14 protein-coding genes are annotated in these 17,464 nt (G+C 65.9%); 11 read left to right on the top strand and 3 right to left on the bottom strand.

Annotated features, from left to right (window positions below; translation table 11 throughout):
• Positions 1-21: 21 nt before the first annotated feature.
• Positions 22-1,017, bottom strand: a complete 996-nt coding sequence (locus IC762_RS32680; protein ID WP_195786188.1) for a TRAP transporter substrate-binding protein — start codon at positions 1,015-1,017, stop codon at positions 22-24.
• A 268-nt stretch (positions 1,018-1,285) separates the two neighbouring features.
• Here IC762_RS32680 and ugpB point away from each other — a divergent pair, with 268 nt between their 5' ends.
• The 10 genes from ugpB (at position 1,286) to IC762_RS32630 (ending at position 12,357) form a co-directional block, all read left to right on the top strand.
• Positions 1,286-2,524 (top strand): sn-glycerol-3-phosphate ABC transporter substrate-binding protein UgpB, encoded by a 1,239-nt coding sequence (gene ugpB, locus IC762_RS32675; RefSeq protein ID WP_246801728.1) that lies wholly within the window; start codon positions 1,286-1,288, stop codon positions 2,522-2,524.
• 158 nt (positions 2,525-2,682) lie between these two features.
• Positions 2,683-3,630: an aminoglycoside phosphotransferase family protein gene (locus IC762_RS32670; RefSeq protein WP_195786186.1), complete on the top strand. Its 948-nt coding sequence runs from the start codon at positions 2,683-2,685 to the stop codon at positions 3,628-3,630.
• Between the two features lie 239 nt (positions 3,631-3,869).
• A complete protein-coding gene (locus IC762_RS32665; protein WP_195786185.1) occupies positions 3,870-5,489 on the top strand; it encodes an ABC transporter substrate-binding protein in 1,620 nt (539 codons plus the stop codon).
• Positions 5,490-5,804: 315 nt separating this feature from the next.
• Positions 5,805-6,818 (top strand): ABC transporter permease, encoded by a 1,014-nt coding sequence (locus IC762_RS32660; RefSeq protein ID WP_195786184.1) that lies wholly within the window; start codon positions 5,805-5,807, stop codon positions 6,816-6,818.
• Positions 6,819-6,820: 2 nt separating this feature from the next.
• Positions 6,821-7,720, top strand: coding sequence for an ABC transporter permease (locus IC762_RS32655; protein ID WP_195786183.1), 900 nt, complete (start codon positions 6,821-6,823; stop codon positions 7,718-7,720).
• 82 nt (positions 7,721-7,802) lie between these two features.
• Positions 7,803-9,578, top strand: a complete 1,776-nt coding sequence (locus tag IC762_RS32650; protein ID WP_195786182.1) for a dipeptide ABC transporter ATP-binding protein — start codon at positions 7,803-7,805, stop codon at positions 9,576-9,578.
• A gap of 20 nt (positions 9,579-9,598) precedes the next feature.
• Positions 9,599-9,778 (top strand): DUF4089 domain-containing protein, encoded by a 180-nt coding sequence (locus IC762_RS32645; protein ID WP_195786181.1) that lies wholly within the window; start codon positions 9,599-9,601, stop codon positions 9,776-9,778.
• Positions 9,779-9,804: 26 nt separating this feature from the next.
• The gene (locus IC762_RS32640; protein ID WP_195790391.1) at positions 9,805-11,181 is read left to right on the top strand and encodes an AtzE family amidohydrolase; all 1,377 of its coding nucleotides are present in this window, start codon (positions 9,805-9,807) and stop codon (positions 11,179-11,181) included.
• Between the two features lies 1 nt (position 11,182).
• Positions 11,183-11,572, top strand: a complete 390-nt coding sequence (gene hpxZ / locus IC762_RS32635; RefSeq protein ID WP_195786180.1) for an oxalurate catabolism protein HpxZ — start codon at positions 11,183-11,185, stop codon at positions 11,570-11,572.
• A 47-nt stretch (positions 11,573-11,619) separates the two neighbouring features.
• Complete coding sequence (locus IC762_RS32630) at positions 11,620-12,357, top strand: GntR family transcriptional regulator (RefSeq protein WP_195786179.1); 738 nt, start codon at positions 11,620-11,622, stop codon at positions 12,355-12,357.
• A 110-nt stretch (positions 12,358-12,467) separates the two neighbouring features.
• Here IC762_RS32630 and atzF read toward each other — a convergent pair whose 3' ends face one another.
• Complete coding sequence (atzF, locus tag IC762_RS32625; protein ID WP_195786178.1) at positions 12,468-14,255, bottom strand: allophanate hydrolase; 1,788 nt, start codon at positions 14,253-14,255, stop codon at positions 12,468-12,470.
• Positions 14,256-14,627: 372 nt separating this feature from the next.
• Here atzF and IC762_RS32620 point away from each other — a divergent pair, with 372 nt between their 5' ends.
• The gene (locus tag IC762_RS32620; RefSeq protein ID WP_195790390.1) at positions 14,628-16,484 is read left to right on the top strand and encodes a feruloyl-CoA synthase; all 1,857 of its coding nucleotides are present in this window, start codon (positions 14,628-14,630) and stop codon (positions 16,482-16,484) included.
• 428 nt (positions 16,485-16,912) lie between these two features.
• Here the strand turns inward: IC762_RS32620 and IC762_RS32615 are convergent, their stop codons facing one another.
• Positions 16,913-17,437 (bottom strand): MarR family winged helix-turn-helix transcriptional regulator, encoded by a 525-nt coding sequence (locus IC762_RS32615; protein WP_246801350.1) that lies wholly within the window; start codon positions 17,435-17,437, stop codon positions 16,913-16,915.
• Between the last annotated feature and the right edge of the window lie 27 nt (positions 17,438-17,464).

Genomic DNA, 17,464 nt, shown 5'->3' with positions numbered 1-17,464 from the left:
CGGGGCGCGGCCAAGATCTGACTACTCCACGTTGCGGATGCGGTCGATCAGCGCCGCGATCGCGGGATCGCGCTGCGCCTTGGCGTAGATGCCGGCCATCGCCGCCTCGAACGGCTTGCGATCGATGTCGCTGATGATCTTGACGCCTGCCTCCTCCGCCTGCTTGCGCGACTGCGCCTCGAGCTCATGCCATTTCGCCCGCATATAGACGCTGGAGCGCTGCGCCGCATCGCGGAAGATCGCCTGGTCCTCCGCCGACAGACTGGACCACGCCTTGAGCGACATCACCAGCACTTCCGGGCTCATGGTATGCTGGGTCAGCGTGTAGTAGCCGGCATGTTTGTAGTGGCCGGTGGTGACGAAGGACGGCCAGTTGTTCTCGGCGCCGTCGATCAGCCTGGTCGCAAGCCCGGTCAGCACCTGGCCGTAGGGCAATTCGACCGGCTCGGCGCCGAGCGCACGAATCATGTCTGACATTTGCTCCGATTGCTGGACGCGTATCCGCATGCCCTTGAGGTCGTCGAGCGACCGTACCGGGCGGACGCTGTTGTAGATCGAGCGGGCGCCGGAATCGTAGAAGGTCAACCCGACGAAGCCATAGGGCTCGAAGCTGTTCAGGATCTCGGAGCCGATCGGCCCGTCGAGCACTTTTTGCAGGTGCTCGAGCGACCGAAACAGGAACGGCATCGCCAGCACGTTCACGGCGGGCACCATGGTGCCGATCAGCGCCACATTGGTGCGGTTGAGGTCGATGGCGCCGGCCCGGGTCTGTTCCAGGGTTTCCTTTTCCTCGCCGAGCTGGCGGGAGTGGAAGACCACGATCCGGTGCCGGCCGCCGGTGCGCTCGGCGATCAGGCGGCCCATGTAGTTGAGCGCCTGGACGGTGGGATAGTCCTCATTCTGGGTGTCGGCGGTGCGGAATTCGCGCGCAAAGGCCGTCGCCGAAACCGCCGTACACAACAGCGCGACGACAAACATCATGGTCCGCGAAAGGACGGCGCGGCGGTACACGGGCAACAATTCCCCTTGTGATTTGGGTCTTGGGCGGGACGAAAAGGTTCAACACATTTTTAGCAGAACCGCGCTGCTTCGCCCATCGGCCAATCGTTAAATCCGCCTGCAACCGGCGGTGTCGATTGCAACCGTGACGGTTGCGCACTATGACGGCGTGTTGCCAAGCGGAGGCGCCGTGAAGCTCGGTTTGAAACTCCTTCTGAAATTCCTGCCGCTCGCAGCCGCAGCGGCCGTTCTGCTCGCATCGCCCGCGCGCGCCGCGACCGAGATCATGTGGTGGCATGCGATGTCGGGCGAGCTCGGCAAGCAGGTCGAGAAGCTCGCCGCCGATTTCAACGCCTCGCAGTCCGAATACCGGATCGTGCCCTCGTACAAGGGCAACTATACCGAGACCGTCACCTCGGCGATCTTCGCCTTCCGCTCGCGCAGCCAGCCGGCGATCGTGCAGGTCAACGAGATCGCCACCGCGACCATGATGGCGGCGCGCGGCGCCATCTATCCGGTGTATGAATTGATGCGCGACCAGTCGGAGGCGTTCACGCCCTCGGCCTATCTGCCGGCGGTCGCCGGCTATTACGCCGATCTCGACGGCAACATGCTGTCGTTTCCGTTCAACGCCTCGACGCCGATCCTCTACTACAACAAGGACATGTTCCGCTCGGCCGGGCTCGATCCGGAGGTCGCGCCGAAGACCTGGCCCGACGTCGGCGCGGCGGCGAAGCGGCTGCGCTCGGCGGGCATGATGTGCGGGGTGACCACGTCGTGGCCGTCCTGGATCAATGTCGAGAATTTTTCCGCCTTCCACAATCTGCCGCTCGCGACCAAGGCCAACGGTTTCGGCGGGCTCGACGCACAATTGATCTTCAACAATCCGATCGTGGTGCGCCACATCGCGCAGCTCGCGGACTGGCAGTCGACCAAGATCTTCGACTACAGCGGGCGCGGGCAGGCGGCCGAGCCGCGCTTCCAGAAGGGCGAATGCGGCATCTTCATCGGCTCGTCCGGCACCCGCGCCGACATCAAGGCCAATTCGAAGTTCGAGGTCGGCTACGGCATGATGCCGTATGATCCCGACGTGCAGGGCGCGCCGCAGAACTCGATCATCGGCGGCGCCACGCTGTGGGTGCTGCGCGACCGGCCGCGCGCCGAATATGCCGGCGTGGCGAAGTTCTTCGCCTATCTGTCGCGGCCCGAGGTGCAGGCCAGCTGGCATCAGAACACCGGCTATCTGCCGATCACCCGCGCCGCGTTCGATCTTTCGCGCACGCAGGGCTTCTACGACCGCAATCCCGGCGCGTCGATTTCGATCGAGGAGGTGACGCTGAAGCCGCCGACCGACAATTCGAAGGGCATCCGGCTCGGCTCCTTCGTCCTGGTCCGCGACGTCATCGAGGAGGAGCTCGAGCAGGTGTTTTCCGGCAAGCGTTCCGCGCAAGCCGCGATGGATAACGCAGTCGAGCGCGGCAACAAGCTGTTGCGCCAGTTCGAGCGCGCCAACCCGGACCGGTGAGCGTGGCGCACTCAGCCGTCGTCCTGGCGAAAGCCAGGACCCATTACCCCGGCCGCTCATTGTCGCACGAGACCGGGGCCACGATCCCGCTTACAACTAAATTCGGTGGTAATGGGTCCTGGCTTTCGCCAGGACGACAGCGTGGGGAGGCCGCGCCGATGCATCTTCCATCCATCACCGACTACGACAGCTATCGCGCCTGGCGCGGCGACACCTCGCGCTTCCTTCCGATCGTGCGCGAGATCGCCGAAAGCCACGGGCTCGCCTGCATCACGCCACATGTATTCTCGACCGGCACCAATCTCGTCGTTGGCCTCGACGACGGCCTGATCCTGAAACTCTTTCCGCCGTTTCTGCGTCCGCAATTCGTCTCCGAGCATGCCGCGCTCCAGCAGCTGCGCGGCCAGCTCGGCATTCCGATTCCCGATCTCGCAGCAGTCGGCGAGCGTGATGGCTGGCCCTATCTCATCATTACCCGGCTCGAAGGCGTCGTGGGTTCGCAGGTGTGGCCGCAGCTTGCGGCAGCCGAGCGGGAGCGCGTGCTGGGCGAGGTCGGTGCCGTGATTGCGGAAGTGCAGCGCGTGCCGCCGGGTCCGCTGCTGGCGATCGAGCCGCGCTGGGATGTCTTTCTGCGCGGGCAGATCGCGCAGTGCCGCGCCCGCCACGAACGGCTGGGGCTGCCGCAAAAATTCCTCGCCGGGCTCGACGATCTCTTGCGCGACGCTGAGGCACTGCTTCCGATCGACGCATCGCGCGTGATCCTCGTCGGCGAATACATCCCGGAAAACTTCCTGTTGGCGCGCCGCGGCGACGGTTGGCATGTCGCCGGCCTGTTCGACTTCGGCGACGTGCAGGCCGGATGGCGCGAATACGACCTGCTCGGCCCCAGCGCCTTCATGGCGGCCGGCCAGCCGCGGCTGGTGCGCAGCCTGTTCGATGGCTTCGGCATTCCACCCAGCGAGGTGACGTTTGCGCTGAAGCGGCGGCTGATGGCGCTGATGCTGCTGCATCGGGCCAGCGATCCGCTCCGCCACATCTGCATCCCGGGCTGGCCGGACCAGGTCGATGATCTCGTCGAGCTGCAGGAGCTGATCTGGCCGGTCTAGTTTTTTGGACCGTTATCAGCCGCGCATCAAAAGCAAGCAGCAGGGTCGTGCTGCTCTCATATTGAGCAGAAAGTCCGTCTTTGTATGCAATTCGACGCTGCCAGACCGCAATACCGATCCGGATTTTGTCCTGAGATTCCAGCGCGCTAACGCGAAATAAGCCTTCGTTAAGGATTGGCACGAACCTTGCGATCCCAGTTCCAGAGGCCGTTTTTCCCAAAAGGCATTTGGAGCATCACATGAAGCGTCGCGATTTCCTCAAATCGGCATCCGGACTGGCGGCGGGCGCGCTCGTGCCGACGGCGCCCGCGATCTGGTCGCCGGCCAAGGCCGACGCGCGGTCCGAGACGCTGCTGATCGTCTCCGAGGGCGGCCCCAACAATCTCGATATCCACGGCGTCGGCACCAACGTGCCCGGCTACGAGGTGTCGTGGAATTGCTACGACCGGTTGATCAGCCACGAGATGAAGAGCGGCCCGGGCGGCGTGCCCTATTACGACCGTGACAAGTTCAAGGGCGAACTCGCCGAGGACATGAGCATCGGCGACATGTCGGTCACCTTCAAGCTGCGGAAGAACGCCAAATTTCACGACGGCACGCCCGTGACGGCGAAGGACGTCAAATGGTCGCTGGATCGTGCGGTGAGCGTCGGCGGCTTCCCGACTTTCCAGATGAGTGCGGGATCGCTGACCAAGCCCGAGCAGTTCGTGGTCGTGGACGACAACACGGTGCGGGTCGACTTCCTGAAGAAGGACAAGCTCACCATCCCCGACCTCGCGGTCATCGTGCCCTGCGTCGTCAATTCCGAGCTGGTGAAGAAGAACGCCAGCGAAAAGGATCCCTGGGGCCTCGAATTTACAAAACAGCAGACCGCGGGCTCCGGCGCCTACAAGGTCACGAAATGGACCGCCGGCACCGAAGTCATCATGGAGCGCAACGACGCCTGGGTCGGCGGTCCCTTGCCGAAGATCAAGCGTGTGATCTGGCGCATGGTGCCGCAGGCCGGCAACCGCCGCGCGCTGCTGGAGCGCGGCGATGCCGACATCTCCTACGAACTGCCGAACAAGGACTTCCAGGAGATGAAGGCGGAGGCCAAGCTCAACGTGGTCTCGCTGCCGTTCTCCAACGGCATCCAGTATATCGGCATGAACGTCACCAGGCCGCCGTTCGATAACCTCAAGGTGCGGCAGGCGGTGGCCTATGCGCTGCCCTATCAGAAGATCATGGACGCCGTGATGTTCGGGCTGGCGAACCCGATGTTCGGCGCGCCGGCCGACAAGCCGACCGAGGTGGCCTGGCCGCAGCCGCATAAATACGCGACCGACATGGCGAAGGCGAAGGCGTTGATGGCGGAAGCGGCGCCGAACGGCTTCGAGACCACGCTGTCATTCGATTTGAACTTCGCGCAGGTCAACGAGCCGCTCTGCGTGCTGGTGCAGGAGAGCCTCGCCCAGATCGGCATCAAGACCACGATCAACAAGGTGCCCGGCGCCAATTGGCGCACCGAGCTGACCAAGAAGGAAATGCCGCTGTTCACCAACGTGTTCTCGGGCTGGCTCGATTACCCAGAGTACTTCTTCTACTGGTGCTATCACGGCAACAATTCGATCTTCAACACCATGAGCTACAAGTCGCCGGAGATGGACAAGCTCATCGACGGCGCGCGTGCGGCCGCCGCGACCGGCGACAACGCAACCTACGATTCGAACGTGAAGGGCTTCGTCGACCTCGCCTTCACCGACATCCCCCGCATCCCGCTCTACCAGCCCTTCGTCAACGTCGCGATGCAGAAGAACATTTCGGGCTACCAATACTGGTTCCACCGCCGGCTCGACTACCGCTCGCTGGCGAAGGGGTGAGGCGATGGTCCACGACACATCGCCGTGCGCAAGTGAGGTGAGCACTCTCGTCAGGCTCCCTCCCCCCTTGCGGGGGAGGGCGGGGAGAGGGGTGAGCCGCATACGCAGAACGAAGACGTCGAGCACAACGGTGCTGAGCTATTTCGCCGCATCCCGAACAACCTCTCGCAGAATCCGATTCCATCTCGCAGCGGAGCAAGCGGCACCCCTCTCCCCAACCTCAAGAGCGAGCTTCGCTCGCCTCGGACCCCGCGAGGGGGGAGGGAGCCCTGCCACTGCCGTTGTAGCTCTTCACTATGCTGCGGGGGAGCACCCATGCTGTCCCTGATCGGCAAGCGGCTGCTGTTCGCGATCCCGTCGCTGATCGGCGTCGTGATCGTCACCTTCCTGCTCACGCGTGCACTGCCGGGCGATCCGGCGGCATATTTCGCCGGTCCCGCGGCGACGAAAGAGGCGGTCGAGCAGATCAGGAAGAAGCTCGGCTTCGACAAGCCGCTGATCGAGCAGTTTGTCCATTACACCAACGATCTCGCGCACGGTGACTTCGGGACGTCGCTGACGACGGGCCAGCCGGTCGCGGCTGAATTGCGCAATCGCCTGCCGGCCTCGGCCGAACTGACGCTGCTAGGCCTCGTCGTCTCGATCGTGATCGCGATCCCGCTCGGCGTGCTGGCGGCGACGCGGCCGGGCTCCTGGATCGATCACCTCTGTCGGGTCACGACCACGGCCGGCGTGTCGCTGCCGGTGTTCTTCACCGGGCTGGTGCTGGTCTATGTGTTCTATTTCCGGCTCGGCTGGTCGCCGGCGCCGCTCGGCCGGCTCGACGTGTTCGCCACCGCGCCGCCGACGGTCACTGGTTTCTACCTGATCGACACGCTGATCGCGCGCGATCCTGAAGCGTTTCGCTCGGCGCTCAGCCAACTGATCCTGCCCGCCGTGACGCTTGCGATCTTCTCGCTGGCGCCGATCGCGCGCATGACGCGCGCCTCGATGCTGGCGGTGCTGGCCTCCGATTTCGTCCGCACCGCGCGCGCCAGCGGCCTGTCGCCGGGCAAGGTGATCGTCACCTACGCCTTCCGCAACGCGATGCTGCCTGTGATCACCACGCTCTCCATGGTGTTCTCCTTCCTGCTCGGCGCCAACGTGCTGGTCGAGAAAGTCTTCGCCTGGCCCGGCATCGGCTCCTATGCTGTGGAGGCGCTGATCGCCTCCGACTTCGCGCCGGTGCAGGGTTTCGTGCTGACCATGGCGGTCATGTACGTGCTGCTCAATCTCATCATCGACATTCTCTATGGCGTGATCGATCCACGCGTGCGGCTGGAGGGCTAACCATGAGCACCGTCGCGCCGACAGTCGAGCCTGCCGGTCCCGCGCGGACCTCCGGGCTTGCCGCCATCCTCGATCAGACACGCTACGTGCTGAGCGAGAACAAGGTCACCGGCTTCGCCTTCGCACTGCTGGTGCTGATCCTGTTCGCCGCGCTGTTCGGCCCCTACATCGTGCCCTACGATCCGTTGGCGTCGGACACCGCCGCTGCGCTGAAGGCGCCATCGTCGGCGCACTGGTTCGGCACCGACCAGCTCGGTCGTGACATCTTCAGCCGCGTCATCGTCGCAACCAGGCTCGACACCTTCATCGCGATCGCCTCCGTCGTGCTGGTGTTCCTGATGGGCGGGCTGGCCGGCATTGCCGCCGGCTATTTCGGCGGCTGGACCGACCGCATCGTCGGCCGCATCGCCGACACCATCATGGCCTTCCCGCTGTTTGTGCTGGCGATGGGCATCGTCGCTGCGCTCGGCAACACCGTGCAGAACATCATCATCGCCACCGCGATCGTGAATTTTCCGCTCTATGCGCGAGTCGCGCGCGCCGAGGCCAATGTCCGCCGCAACGCCGGCTTCGTGCAGGCGGCGCGGCTGTCGGGCAATGGCGAGTTTCGCATCCTGCTGGTGCATATCCTGCCGAACATCATGCCGATCATGATCGTGCAGATGTCGCTGACCATGGGCTACGCCATCCTCAACGCCGCGGGCCTCTCTTTCATCGGTCTCGGCGTCCGGCCGCCGACCGCCGAATGGGGCATCATGGTCGCCGAGGGCGCCGGCTTCATGGTGTCGGGCGAATGGTGGATCGCGCTGTTCCCGGGCCTCGCCCTGATGATCGCGGTGTTCTGCTTCAACCTGCTCGGCGACGGCCTGCGCGACATCGTCGACCCGCAGCGGAGGACGTGATGGCTGTCTCGGCGCGGTGCCTCGCTACCTCTCCGCACCTTTGCATGGGGTTGTTTTGCGGCTTTTTGGATAGGAGGCACCAATGAGCCCTCAGCCGCTGCTCGACGTCCAGGACCTCACGGTCGAATTCTCTACCCGCCGCGGCATCGTGAAGGCCGTGCAGCACGTCAACATCGCCGTCGGCAAGGGCGAGACCGTCGGCATCGTCGGCGAGTCCGGCTCCGGCAAGTCGGTGACGTCGTATGCGGTGATGCGCATCCTCGACCGTGCCGGCAGGATCGCCGAGGGCTCGGTGATGTTCTCCGGCATCGACGTCAAGGCGGCCACCGAGAGCCAGATGCGCGACCTGCGCGGCCGCGAGGTCTCGATGATCTTCCAGAACCCGCGCGCCGCGCTCAATCCGATCCGCAAGGTCGGCGACCAGATCGAGGACGTGCTGCGCCAGCACGTGCAGCAGGCGCAGGTTGACGACCGCGGCGAGAAGGCGATCGAGGCGCTGGAGCAGGTCAAGATCGCCCGCCCGCGCGAGCGTTATCACGCCTATCCGTTCGAACTGTCCGGCGGCATGTGCCAACGCGTCGTGATCGCGCTGGCGCTGGCCTGCAATCCGCAGCTCCTGATCGCGGACGAGCCGACCACCGGTCTCGACGTCACGACGCAGAAGGCGGTGATGGATTTGATCGTCGAGCTGACCAAGCGTCGCGCGATGTCGACCATCCTGATCACCCACGATCTCGGCCTCGCCGCGGCCTATTGCGACCGTGTCGTGGTGATGGAGAAGGGCCGCGTGGTCGAGACCGCGAAATCGGCCGACATCTTCGCCGCGCCCCAGCACGCCTACACCAAGAAGCTGATGCGCGCGACGCCGCGGCTCGGCGTGTCGCTGCGCGATCTATTGCCGGAGGAGGAAGTGAAGCCCAACTCCGTCATGCCCGGGCTTGACCCGGCCATCCATCCGGCTTCGCAAGATGCTTCTTCGTCGATGGACCCCCGGGGCAAGCCCGGGAGTGACGAGACCAGGCAACCGCTCCTCTCCGTCGAAAAGCTCGTCAAGGAATATCCCCGCCAGGGCGCAAGCTCGGTGCTCGCAAAACTGTTCGGCCGCAAGCCGCCGGTCGAGGAGGAAGTCTTCCGCGCGGTCGACGGCATCAGCTTCCATGTCGGCCATGGCGAGAGCGTCGGCCTGGTCGGCGAATCCGGCTGCGGCAAGTCGACCACGTCGATGATGGTGATGCGGCTCTTGGACCAGACCTCCGGCCGTATCCTGTTCGATGGCGAGGACATCGGCGGCATCATGCCGCAATCCTTCGCGCGGCTGCCGCGGCGCAGCCGGATCCAGATGGTATTCCAGGATCCGACCGACAGCCTCAATCCGCGCTTCACTGCGGCGCGCGCGATCATCGACCCGATCCTGCAGCTCGGCGACATCAGGGGCCGCGACGCTCTCCGCGCCCGTTGCGAGGAGCTCGCGCGCCTGGTCGGCCTGCCGGTCAATCTCCTGGATCGCTTCCCGCACCAGCTCTCCGGTGGCCAGAAGGCTCGCGTCGGCATTGCGCGCGCGATCGCGCTGCATCCAAAACTCGTCATCCTCGACGAGCCGACCGCAGCCCTCGACGTCTCGGTGCAGGCCGTGGTGCTCAACCTGCTGCAGGACCTCAAGCAGTCGATGGGCATGAGCTACCTGTTCGTGTCGCACGATCTCAACGTGGTGCGCCTGCTATGCGACCGCGTCATCGTGATGCGCTCAGGGCGCATCGTGGAGCAGGGGACGTCCCAACAGGTCTTGGGCAATCCGCAGGATGCCTATACAAGGGAGCTGCTGACGGCGATCCCGCATCCGCCGTTGCCGACGCACTGAGAAAATCGAACGGGAGCGAAATGGCCGATCCACTCGACGACTATATCGACGCCGTCGCCCACGCGATGGCGTTGCCGCTGGAGGACGCCTGGCGTCCCGCGGTGCGCGCCAATCTCGACGTCTCGCTGCGGCTGGCCCGCTTGGTCGATGAATTCCCGCTGCCCGACGAGACCGAGTCGGCGGCGATCTATTCGGCCTGATTGCCATGTCCGAGCAATCCCCATTGATGTCGGCCGCCGAAATCGCGCAAGCCGTCTCAAGTCGCAAGATGACCGCCGTTGCGGCGACCGAAGCCGCGCTTGCGCGTATCGCTGCGCACGACAAGGTCCTCAACTCCTTCACCGACGTCACCGCCGACCGCGCCCGTGCCAACGCCAAGGCGGTCGACGCCGCGATTGCCGCCGGCAAACCGGTCGGTCCGCTCGCCGGTGTTCCCTTCGCGGTGAAGAACCTGTTCGACGTGCAGGGGCTCGCGACGCGCGCGGGCTCGAAGATCAACCGCGACCTGCCGCCGTCACCGCGCGACGCCACGCTGATCGAGCGGCTTGAGGCGGCCGGCGCCGTGCTGGTCGGTGCGCTCAACATGGGCGAATACGCTTACGACTTCACCGGCGAGAACGTGCACGACGGCCCGTCGCGTAACCCGCATGATCCCACGCGGATGACCGGCGGCTCCTCGGGCGGCTCGGGCAGCGCGGTCGGCGGCGCGCTGGTGCCGATCGCGCTCGGCTCCGACACCAACGGCTCGATCCGCGTGCCGTCGTCGTTCTGCGGCATTTTTGGCCTGAAGCCGACTTACGGAAGGCTGTCGCGCGCGCGCTCCTTTCCGTTCGTCGCGAGCCTCGATCATCTCGGCCCGTTCGCGCGCAATGTGAAAGACCTCTCGCTCGCCTACGACGCGATGCAGGGGCCAGATGCCGATGATGCCGGCTGTGCCGCGCGCTCCTTCGAGCCGACGTTGCCTTTGCTGCCCCATGATATCGGCGGTTTGCGGATCGCGATCGCCGGCGGCTATTTCCAGAAGAACGTCTTCCCGGAAGCGACCGAGGCCGTCGCGCGCGTGGCGAAAGCGCTGGGTGCGACGCAGATCGTCGAGCTCCCCGAAGCCGCGCGTGCCCGTGCCGCGGCCTACATCATCACCACGACCGAGGGCGCCTCGCTGCATCTCGATCGCCTGCGCAAGCGTCCCAACGATTTCGATCCTGCGGTGCGCGACCGCTTGATCGCCGGCGCGATGATCCCGGCGGTCCATGTCGACAAGGCGCAGAAATTCCGCCGCTGGTATCGCGCCAAGGTGCTGGAACTGTTCAAATCGGTCGACGTGATCCTTGCGCCGGCGACGCCGTGCACGGCGCCGAAACTCGGCCAGGTCAATTTCACGCTCGATGGCGTGGAGCTGCCGGTGCGCGCCAACATCGGCATCCACACCCAGCCGATCTCCTTCATCGGCTTGCCCGTGGTCGCGGTGCCGGTGCCGCTCGAGCCGATGCCGATTGGCGTGCAGCTGATCGCCGCGCCTTGGCGCGAGGATATAGCGCTGCGTGTGGCTTACGCGCTGGAACAGATGGGCGTTGCCGTAGCTCCCGCGCCGAGAGGAATCTGACATGGACATCGATCTTCCCGACGTGGTCGCCGAGGTCACCGCCCAGTTCGAGCGCTACGAACAGGCGCTCGTGACGAACGACGTCGCTTTGCTCGACGAACTGTTCCGCAACGACAGCCGCACGCTGCGCTATGGCATCGCCGAGAATCTTTATGGCTACTCGGAGATCATGGCTTTCCGCGCCGGGCGCTCGCCGGTCGGGCTGACGCGCAAGCTCGACCGCACCGTGATCACGACCTATGGCCGCGACACTGCGATCGCCTCGACCTTGTTCTATCGGGAGTCAACTCCGGGCAAGGTGGGCCGCCAGATGCAGACCTGGTTCCGCTGCCCCGAGGGCTGGAGAATCGTCGCGGCCCATGTCAGCATCATCGACGAACCACGAGCATGATCCCGATCTTCCGCAAAGATCATGCTCAGATATAAGGTGAGTGAGGCATGAGCCTGGACGATCTTCCGACGCGAGCACCACCGCTGCAAGGCGCGGAGCAGGACGCGCTTGTGCCGCGTGTCGATCGTCCGTCACAGCTGGCCGACAAGGTCACCCGCGCCGAGGAGCTGCGGCTGCAGCTTGCCGACGAGATCGTGCGCGGCACGCTGGCGCCGGGCGCAGCGCTCGACGAGACCGACATCGCGCGCCGCTTCAACGTCTCGCGCACCCCGGTGCGCGAGGCGCTGCGGCAGCTCGCCGCGAGCGGCCTGGTCGATGCCCGCGCGCATCGCGGCGCGGTGGTGGCGCGGCCGTCGCTGGATCGTCTGACCGGCATGTTCGAGGCGATGGCCGAGCTGGAAGCGATGTGCGCCGGCCTTGCCGCGGAACGGATGACGCCGGCGGAGCGCCACGCGCTGGAAGCGATCCACGAGGAATTGCGGGTGCTGAGCTACACCGGCAATCCGGACCGGTTCCACGCCGTCAACGAGCGCTTCCACAACGCGATCTATGCGGGATCGCAGAACGCCTACATCGCCGAAATGACGCTCGCCACCCGCGTCCGCGTGCAGCCGTTCCGCCGCGCTCAGTTCCGCAATCTCGGCCGCCTCGCAAAATCCCACGCCGAGCACGACCGCGTCGTCGTCGCCATCCTGCGCGGCGACCGCGCCGGCGCCGCGGCCGCGATGCGTGCCCATATCGAGCTGGTGCGTGGCGAGTATGAGATTTACGCGGTGTCGGTGTAGCCTCGTCGTTCCGGTGCGCCGGCTAGCCGTAGGGTGGGCAAAGGCGCAGAGCGCCGTGCCCACCATCAGTATTCCGCTCGTGATGGTGGGCACGCTCCGCTTTGCCCACCCTACGCCTTCGCTCGCTCTGCCATGAAGGCCCGCCAGCCGCCATAGGCCGAAATATCCTTCGCGCCGTTGATGGCGGCGGGCTCGACGATGAAACCCTTCGCTTCCCGCCCATCCGCTAGCCGGATCGTTCCGATCGATAGCGGCGGCGGGATCGCGGCGACGAAGCTGCCGAATGCGGCCGGTGACATCGCCCAGAGCTCGAGCTTGATCGACGCGCCGGCGCCGGCCTCGATGCGCAGCATGCCGGGCTTTGGCGGCGTGGTGTCGAGGGCGTAGAGCTTGTAGTCCGGCGCGGTGACGGTCGCTTCGAGCAGGCGCGCGTTCAGCGCGGTCAATTCGCCGTTCAGCGCCATGCCAGAGAGGTGCGCGCCGACCACCGCGATCGTGATCTCGCCGGCGCCGGCCTGCGTAGGCACGGCGGCCAGCGGCGGCTGCGGCAGGGCCTTCGCGCCGATAGCAAGGCCGGTGTCGGCGTGGAATACGCGGCCGATGCTGGCAAGCTCGGCATCGCGCCCGGCCGGCGCGAGTAGCGTGATGCCGAATGGCGCGCCGTCGGGGCGCATCGCCGCCGGCAGCGCCAGGCCGCAGAGATCGAGCAGGTTGACGAAATTGGTGTAGGTGCCGAGCCGCGAATTGAGCTCGATCGGGTTGGCCAGCACCTGCGCGGCGGAATAGACCGTCGGCGCCGTCGGCAGCACGATCGCATCGAGATCGCCGAAGGTGCGTTCCGCGACCCGGCGCAGCGCCTGCAAGCGGTAGAGGGCAGCAAACGTATCCGCGGCCGACAGCCGCGATCCGGGAATGGTGATCTCGCGCGTCACCGGATGGATCGCGTCAGGCGACGAGGCCAGCAGGTCGCGGATCACCAGGTAGCGCTCGGCGACCCACGGGCCCTCATAGAGCAGCCGCGCGGTCTCGTAGAACGGCTCGAGGTCGAATTCGACCAGAGTTGCGCCGAGCGCCTGCCAGCGCCTGCACGCCTCGTCGTAGGCCTTCTCCGACTCGCGATCGCCGAAGAAGATCAACTGGCCGTTCTTGGGAATGCCGAGCTTGAGCTTCGCCGGAAACGCCGCGATCGGCGCCAGCGGCCGGTCGCGCGAGAACGGGTCGGCATTGTCGGGCCCTGCCATTACACCGAGCGCTGTGATCGCGTCGTCGACGGTGAGCGAGAAAACCGAGATGCAATCGAGCGTGCGGCACGCCGGCACCAGCCCTGCGGTCGAGATCAGCCCGAGGCTCGGCTTGAGGCCGACGATGTTGTTGAGCATCGCCGGCACCCGGCCGCTGCCCGCGGTGTCGGTGCCGAGCGCCAACGGCACCAGGCCGGCCGAGACCGCAACCGCCGAACCCGAGCTCGATCCGCCCGGCACGAGGTCGTCGCGCACCGGATTTTTGGGAATGCCGTAGGGCGAGCGCACGCCGACCAGGCCGGTGGCGAACTGGTCGAGATTGGTCTTGCCGATGACGATGGCGCCGGCCGCGCGCAGCTTCGCGACCGCCGTGGAGTCTTGCGTCGGCATATAGGAAAAAGCCGGGCATGCGGCGGTGGTCGGCAGGCCCGCGACATCGATATTGTCCTTCACGGCGACCGGCACGCCGTAGAGCGGCAGCGTCGGATCCGTGAGCCGTTTGGCTTCCGCGATCGCGTCCGCCTCGTCGCGCAGGCTGATGAAGATGGCGGGATCGTTGTGGTCGCGGATGCGCTGATAGCTGCGCGCCACGGTTTGCACCGGGGTCATCGCGCCGGCGCGGTGCGCGGCGAGGATGGCTGCGACAGTCTCGGTCACGTGATCGGCCCTGTCTGTTGAGCAGCAAGGCGACGGCCTTGCGCGAAGGAATGGCAGGTGGATCGAAGCAAGCAATGTGCCATTGTGTACAATTGCCCGAGGTCCGCCGTCAGCACGATTATTCCATTTTTTCAGGGCCTTGGTGTGATTGCGAAGAACGCGTTTCGAGGGCTTGCGGATCTGGCTGCCCTGTTTTTGAGCAGGACCAGTCAGGTGTTGCCAGTACGGTGGCGTCGGAGCCGCGGCGTCAGACGCCGATTGGAAGATTGTTGTTGATGACAACAAATTGGGATACGTCGACGTCAGACCAAAGAGCCTGGCCGGGATTGCAACGCGATCCTGCAAGACATGGGCGAGGAGGAGACCATGACGATGCCCGCGATCAGCGGCGACGATCCGCTCGCGCTGTTTGCTGCGCCCGCGATCGTTGCCGACCGCCGCTCGGACGGCAGCATTCTGCTGCGGTCCGCAACGCCGTTGCGCGCCAGCGCGCGCTGCGTCGGCGACTGGCTGGAGCATTGGGCCGGGCGGATGCCGGATCGCGTCTTCCTCGGCGAGCGCGCCGGTGCCGAGGCGCCCTGGACCACCGTCACCTATCGTGAGGCGCTTGGCATCGTCCGCCAGGCCGCGTCCTGGATCCTGGCGCGGGGGCTCAACGCCGAGCGGCCGCTCGTGATCCTCTCCGACAACAGCATCGATCACGCGCTGTTTGCGCTCGCCGCCCAGCATGTCGGGGTGCCCTCGGCCGCGATCTCGCCGGCCTATTCGCTGATGTCCCGAGACTTCGACAAGCTGAAGGGCATGATCAGCCTGCTTGAGCCCGGCGCGATCTACGTCGCCGGCACAAAGCCGTTCGCGGCGGCGCTCGCGGCGATCAAAGCGCTGCATCAGGCAACCATCGTCAGCGGCAATCCTGACGATGCCGACGCGCTGCCGTTCCGGACCGTTGCAGCAACGCCGGAGACGCCCGCCGTCGCAGCAGCCTTCGCCGCGGTGACGGCGGATACGATCGCGAAATTCCTGTTCACCTCGGGCTCGACTGGCACGCCGAAGGCCGTGATCAACACCCAGCGCATGCTGACCTCGAGCCAGCAGGCCAAGGCGCAGACCTGGAGCTTCCTCGAGCAGTCCGGTGACGCACTCATCATCCTGGACTGGCTGCCCTGGAGCCATACCTTCGGCGCCAACCACAATTTCAACCTGGTGCTGCGCAACGGCGGCACGCTCTACATCGACGGCGGCAAGCCGGCGCCCGGCCTGTTTGCGACCTCGCTCGCCAACCTGCGCAGCGTGGTGCCGACGGTCTATTTCAACGTGCCGCGCGGGTTCGACATGCTGATCGCGGCGCTGCGCACCGACGAGGCGTTGCGCAGCAGATTCTTCGCCGGCACCAAATTCGCCTTCTATGCAGGCGCGGCGCTGCCGCAGAATCTCTGGGACGCGCTGGAGGAATTGTCGCTCGCGACCGTCGGCCGCCGGCTGCCGATGGTCTCGGCCTGGGGCTCGACCGAGACCTCGCCGCTTGCGACCGACTGCCACTTCCTCGCCAAACGTTCCGGCAATATCGGCGTGCCGATTCCCGGTACTGAGCTGAAGCTGGTGCCGTCCGGCGACAAGCTCGAGGTGCGCGTGCGCGGGCCGAATGTCACGCCGGGCTACTGGAAGGCGGGCGAGCTCACCGCGCAGGCCTTCGACGACGAAGGCTTTTACAAGATCGGCGACGCCGTGACCTTTGCCGATCCTGACCGGCCCGAGCTCGGCCTGTTCTTCGACGGCCGCGTCGCCGAGGATTTCAAGCTCAATTCCGGGACCTGGGTCAGCGTCGGCACGCTGCGCGTCGCCGGCATGGCGGCGCTGGCGCCGCTGGTGCAGGACATCGTCGTCTCCGGCCATGGCCGCGACGAGGTGCGCTTTCTGGTATTTCCAAACCTCGCCGCCTGCCGCGCCCTGGCCGGGCTTTCCGAGAGCGCCGGCGCGCACGACGTGATCGGTCACGCCGCCGTCCGTTCCGCGATCGCCCAAGGGCTGGCAAAGCTGAAGGCACAAGGCGGCCATTCCTCCGGCCACGCCAGCCGCGCGCTGCTGCTGGCCGAGCCGGCCTCGGTCGATGGCGGGGAGATCACCGACAAGGGCTACGTCAACCAGCGCGCGGTCCTGACCCGCCGCGCCGCGGCCGTGGCGATCCTGGAGGACGATGCGTCGGGCGAGCCGATCGGCTGTGCCGGATAGTCACCGCACCCACCGCCGTCGTCCCGGCGAAGGCCGGGACCCATAACCGCAGACGCACGTTGTCGCGCACAATGTCTCCCCACGTGCCTCGAGACTCCCCACGGGCCCCAAGAGAAGCCGCGGCGTATGGGTCCCGGCCTTCGCCGGGACGACAGTGAATTTGTGGTGCGGCTGTGTATCCACGCCGTCGGCCGCGCCCAGCCCAACCCGTCCGGCGGCTGCTTCCTCTTGCCGCGCTGCACACGCGGCTTTTTAGTTGCCAAGGCAACTAAGCTGTGCGAGTTTCCCTGCCAATCGGCGGGCCGGTCAACGGCCACGCGTTTGGGAGGAGACTGTTGCGCAGCATGGCGCGAACGTCAGGGATAACAGTCGAAAGCGTCGGGAACGCCGCCGCGCCGCAGGGGTCCGCGCGCGGCCGGGCTATGCCGTCAGCTCGTGCCTTGCCCGGTCACGGCGCCGAGATTTTCATGCAGGCGGCGCAGCAGGTCGATCAGCACTTCCCGCTCGTCCTTCTTGAGGCAGGCCAACAACCGCCGCTCGCGTTCCAGCGCGGCGACGATGACCTTGTCGTGCACGGCGCGGCCGCGGGCGGTCAGCGAGATCGCGTGGGTGCGGCCGTCGTCGGGCGCGGTGCGGATCGTCAGCAGGCCGCGCTTTTGCATCGCCGCGAGGTTGCGGCTGACCGGCCCCTTGTCGAAGCCGATCACCTGGCAGATCCGCGAGGCCGGAATGCCCGGCTCGATCGCCAGCTGCGAGATGATCCGCCACTCGGTGACGTTGACTCCGAAATTCTTCTGGTAAAAGGCGGTGGCGCTGTTCGACAATTTGTTGCCGATGAAGGTGATGAACGCCGGCACATAGCGGTTGAGGTCGAGCAGCGGCCCATCGGCAGCGTCTGCGGGATCGGCCGGTCGTGGCCGGCGGGGCTTTCGGGGGAGGGGCTGGCTGCTCATCTCTCAAATCATCGCTGCGAATTGCAT

Source organism: Bradyrhizobium genosp. L (assembly GCF_015624485.1).
Lineage (GTDB): Bacteria > Pseudomonadota > Alphaproteobacteria > Rhizobiales > Xanthobacteraceae > Bradyrhizobium.
Note: the sequence above shows the minus strand (reverse complement) of the source record. Positions and strands in the feature narration are given on the sequence as shown.

What these genes read in the sequence shown, in the direction of transcription:
- ugpB (WP_246801728.1), top strand. Translation starts at nt 1,286, where the DNA reads ATGTGGTGGCATGCGATGTCGGGCGAGCTCGGCAAGCAGGTCGAGAAG.
- IC762_RS32670 (WP_195786186.1), top strand. Translation starts at nt 2,683, where the DNA reads ATGCATCTTCCATCCATCACCGACTACGACAGCTATCGCGCCTGGCGC.
- IC762_RS32665 (WP_195786185.1), top strand. Translation starts at nt 3,870, where the DNA reads ATGAAGCGTCGCGATTTCCTCAAATCGGCATCCGGACTGGCGGCGGGC.
- IC762_RS32660 (WP_195786184.1), top strand. Translation starts at nt 5,805, where the DNA reads ATGCTGTCCCTGATCGGCAAGCGGCTGCTGTTCGCGATCCCGTCGCTG.
- IC762_RS32655 (WP_195786183.1), top strand. Translation starts at nt 6,821, where the DNA reads ATGAGCACCGTCGCGCCGACAGTCGAGCCTGCCGGTCCCGCGCGGACC.
- IC762_RS32650 (WP_195786182.1), top strand. Translation starts at nt 7,803, where the DNA reads ATGAGCCCTCAGCCGCTGCTCGACGTCCAGGACCTCACGGTCGAATTC.
- IC762_RS32645 (WP_195786181.1), top strand. Translation starts at nt 9,599, where the DNA reads ATGGCCGATCCACTCGACGACTATATCGACGCCGTCGCCCACGCGATG.
- IC762_RS32640 (WP_195790391.1), top strand. Translation starts at nt 9,805, where the DNA reads ATGTCGGCCGCCGAAATCGCGCAAGCCGTCTCAAGTCGCAAGATGACC.
- hpxZ (WP_195786180.1), top strand. Translation starts at nt 11,183, where the DNA reads ATGGACATCGATCTTCCCGACGTGGTCGCCGAGGTCACCGCCCAGTTC.
- IC762_RS32630 (WP_195786179.1), top strand. Translation starts at nt 11,620, where the DNA reads ATGAGCCTGGACGATCTTCCGACGCGAGCACCACCGCTGCAAGGCGCG.
- IC762_RS32620 (WP_195790390.1), top strand. Translation starts at nt 14,628, where the DNA reads ATGCCCGCGATCAGCGGCGACGATCCGCTCGCGCTGTTTGCTGCGCCC.
- IC762_RS32615 (WP_246801350.1), bottom strand. Translation starts at nt 17,437, where the DNA reads ATGAGCAGCCAGCCCCTCCCCCGAAAGCCCCGCCGGCCACGACCGGCC.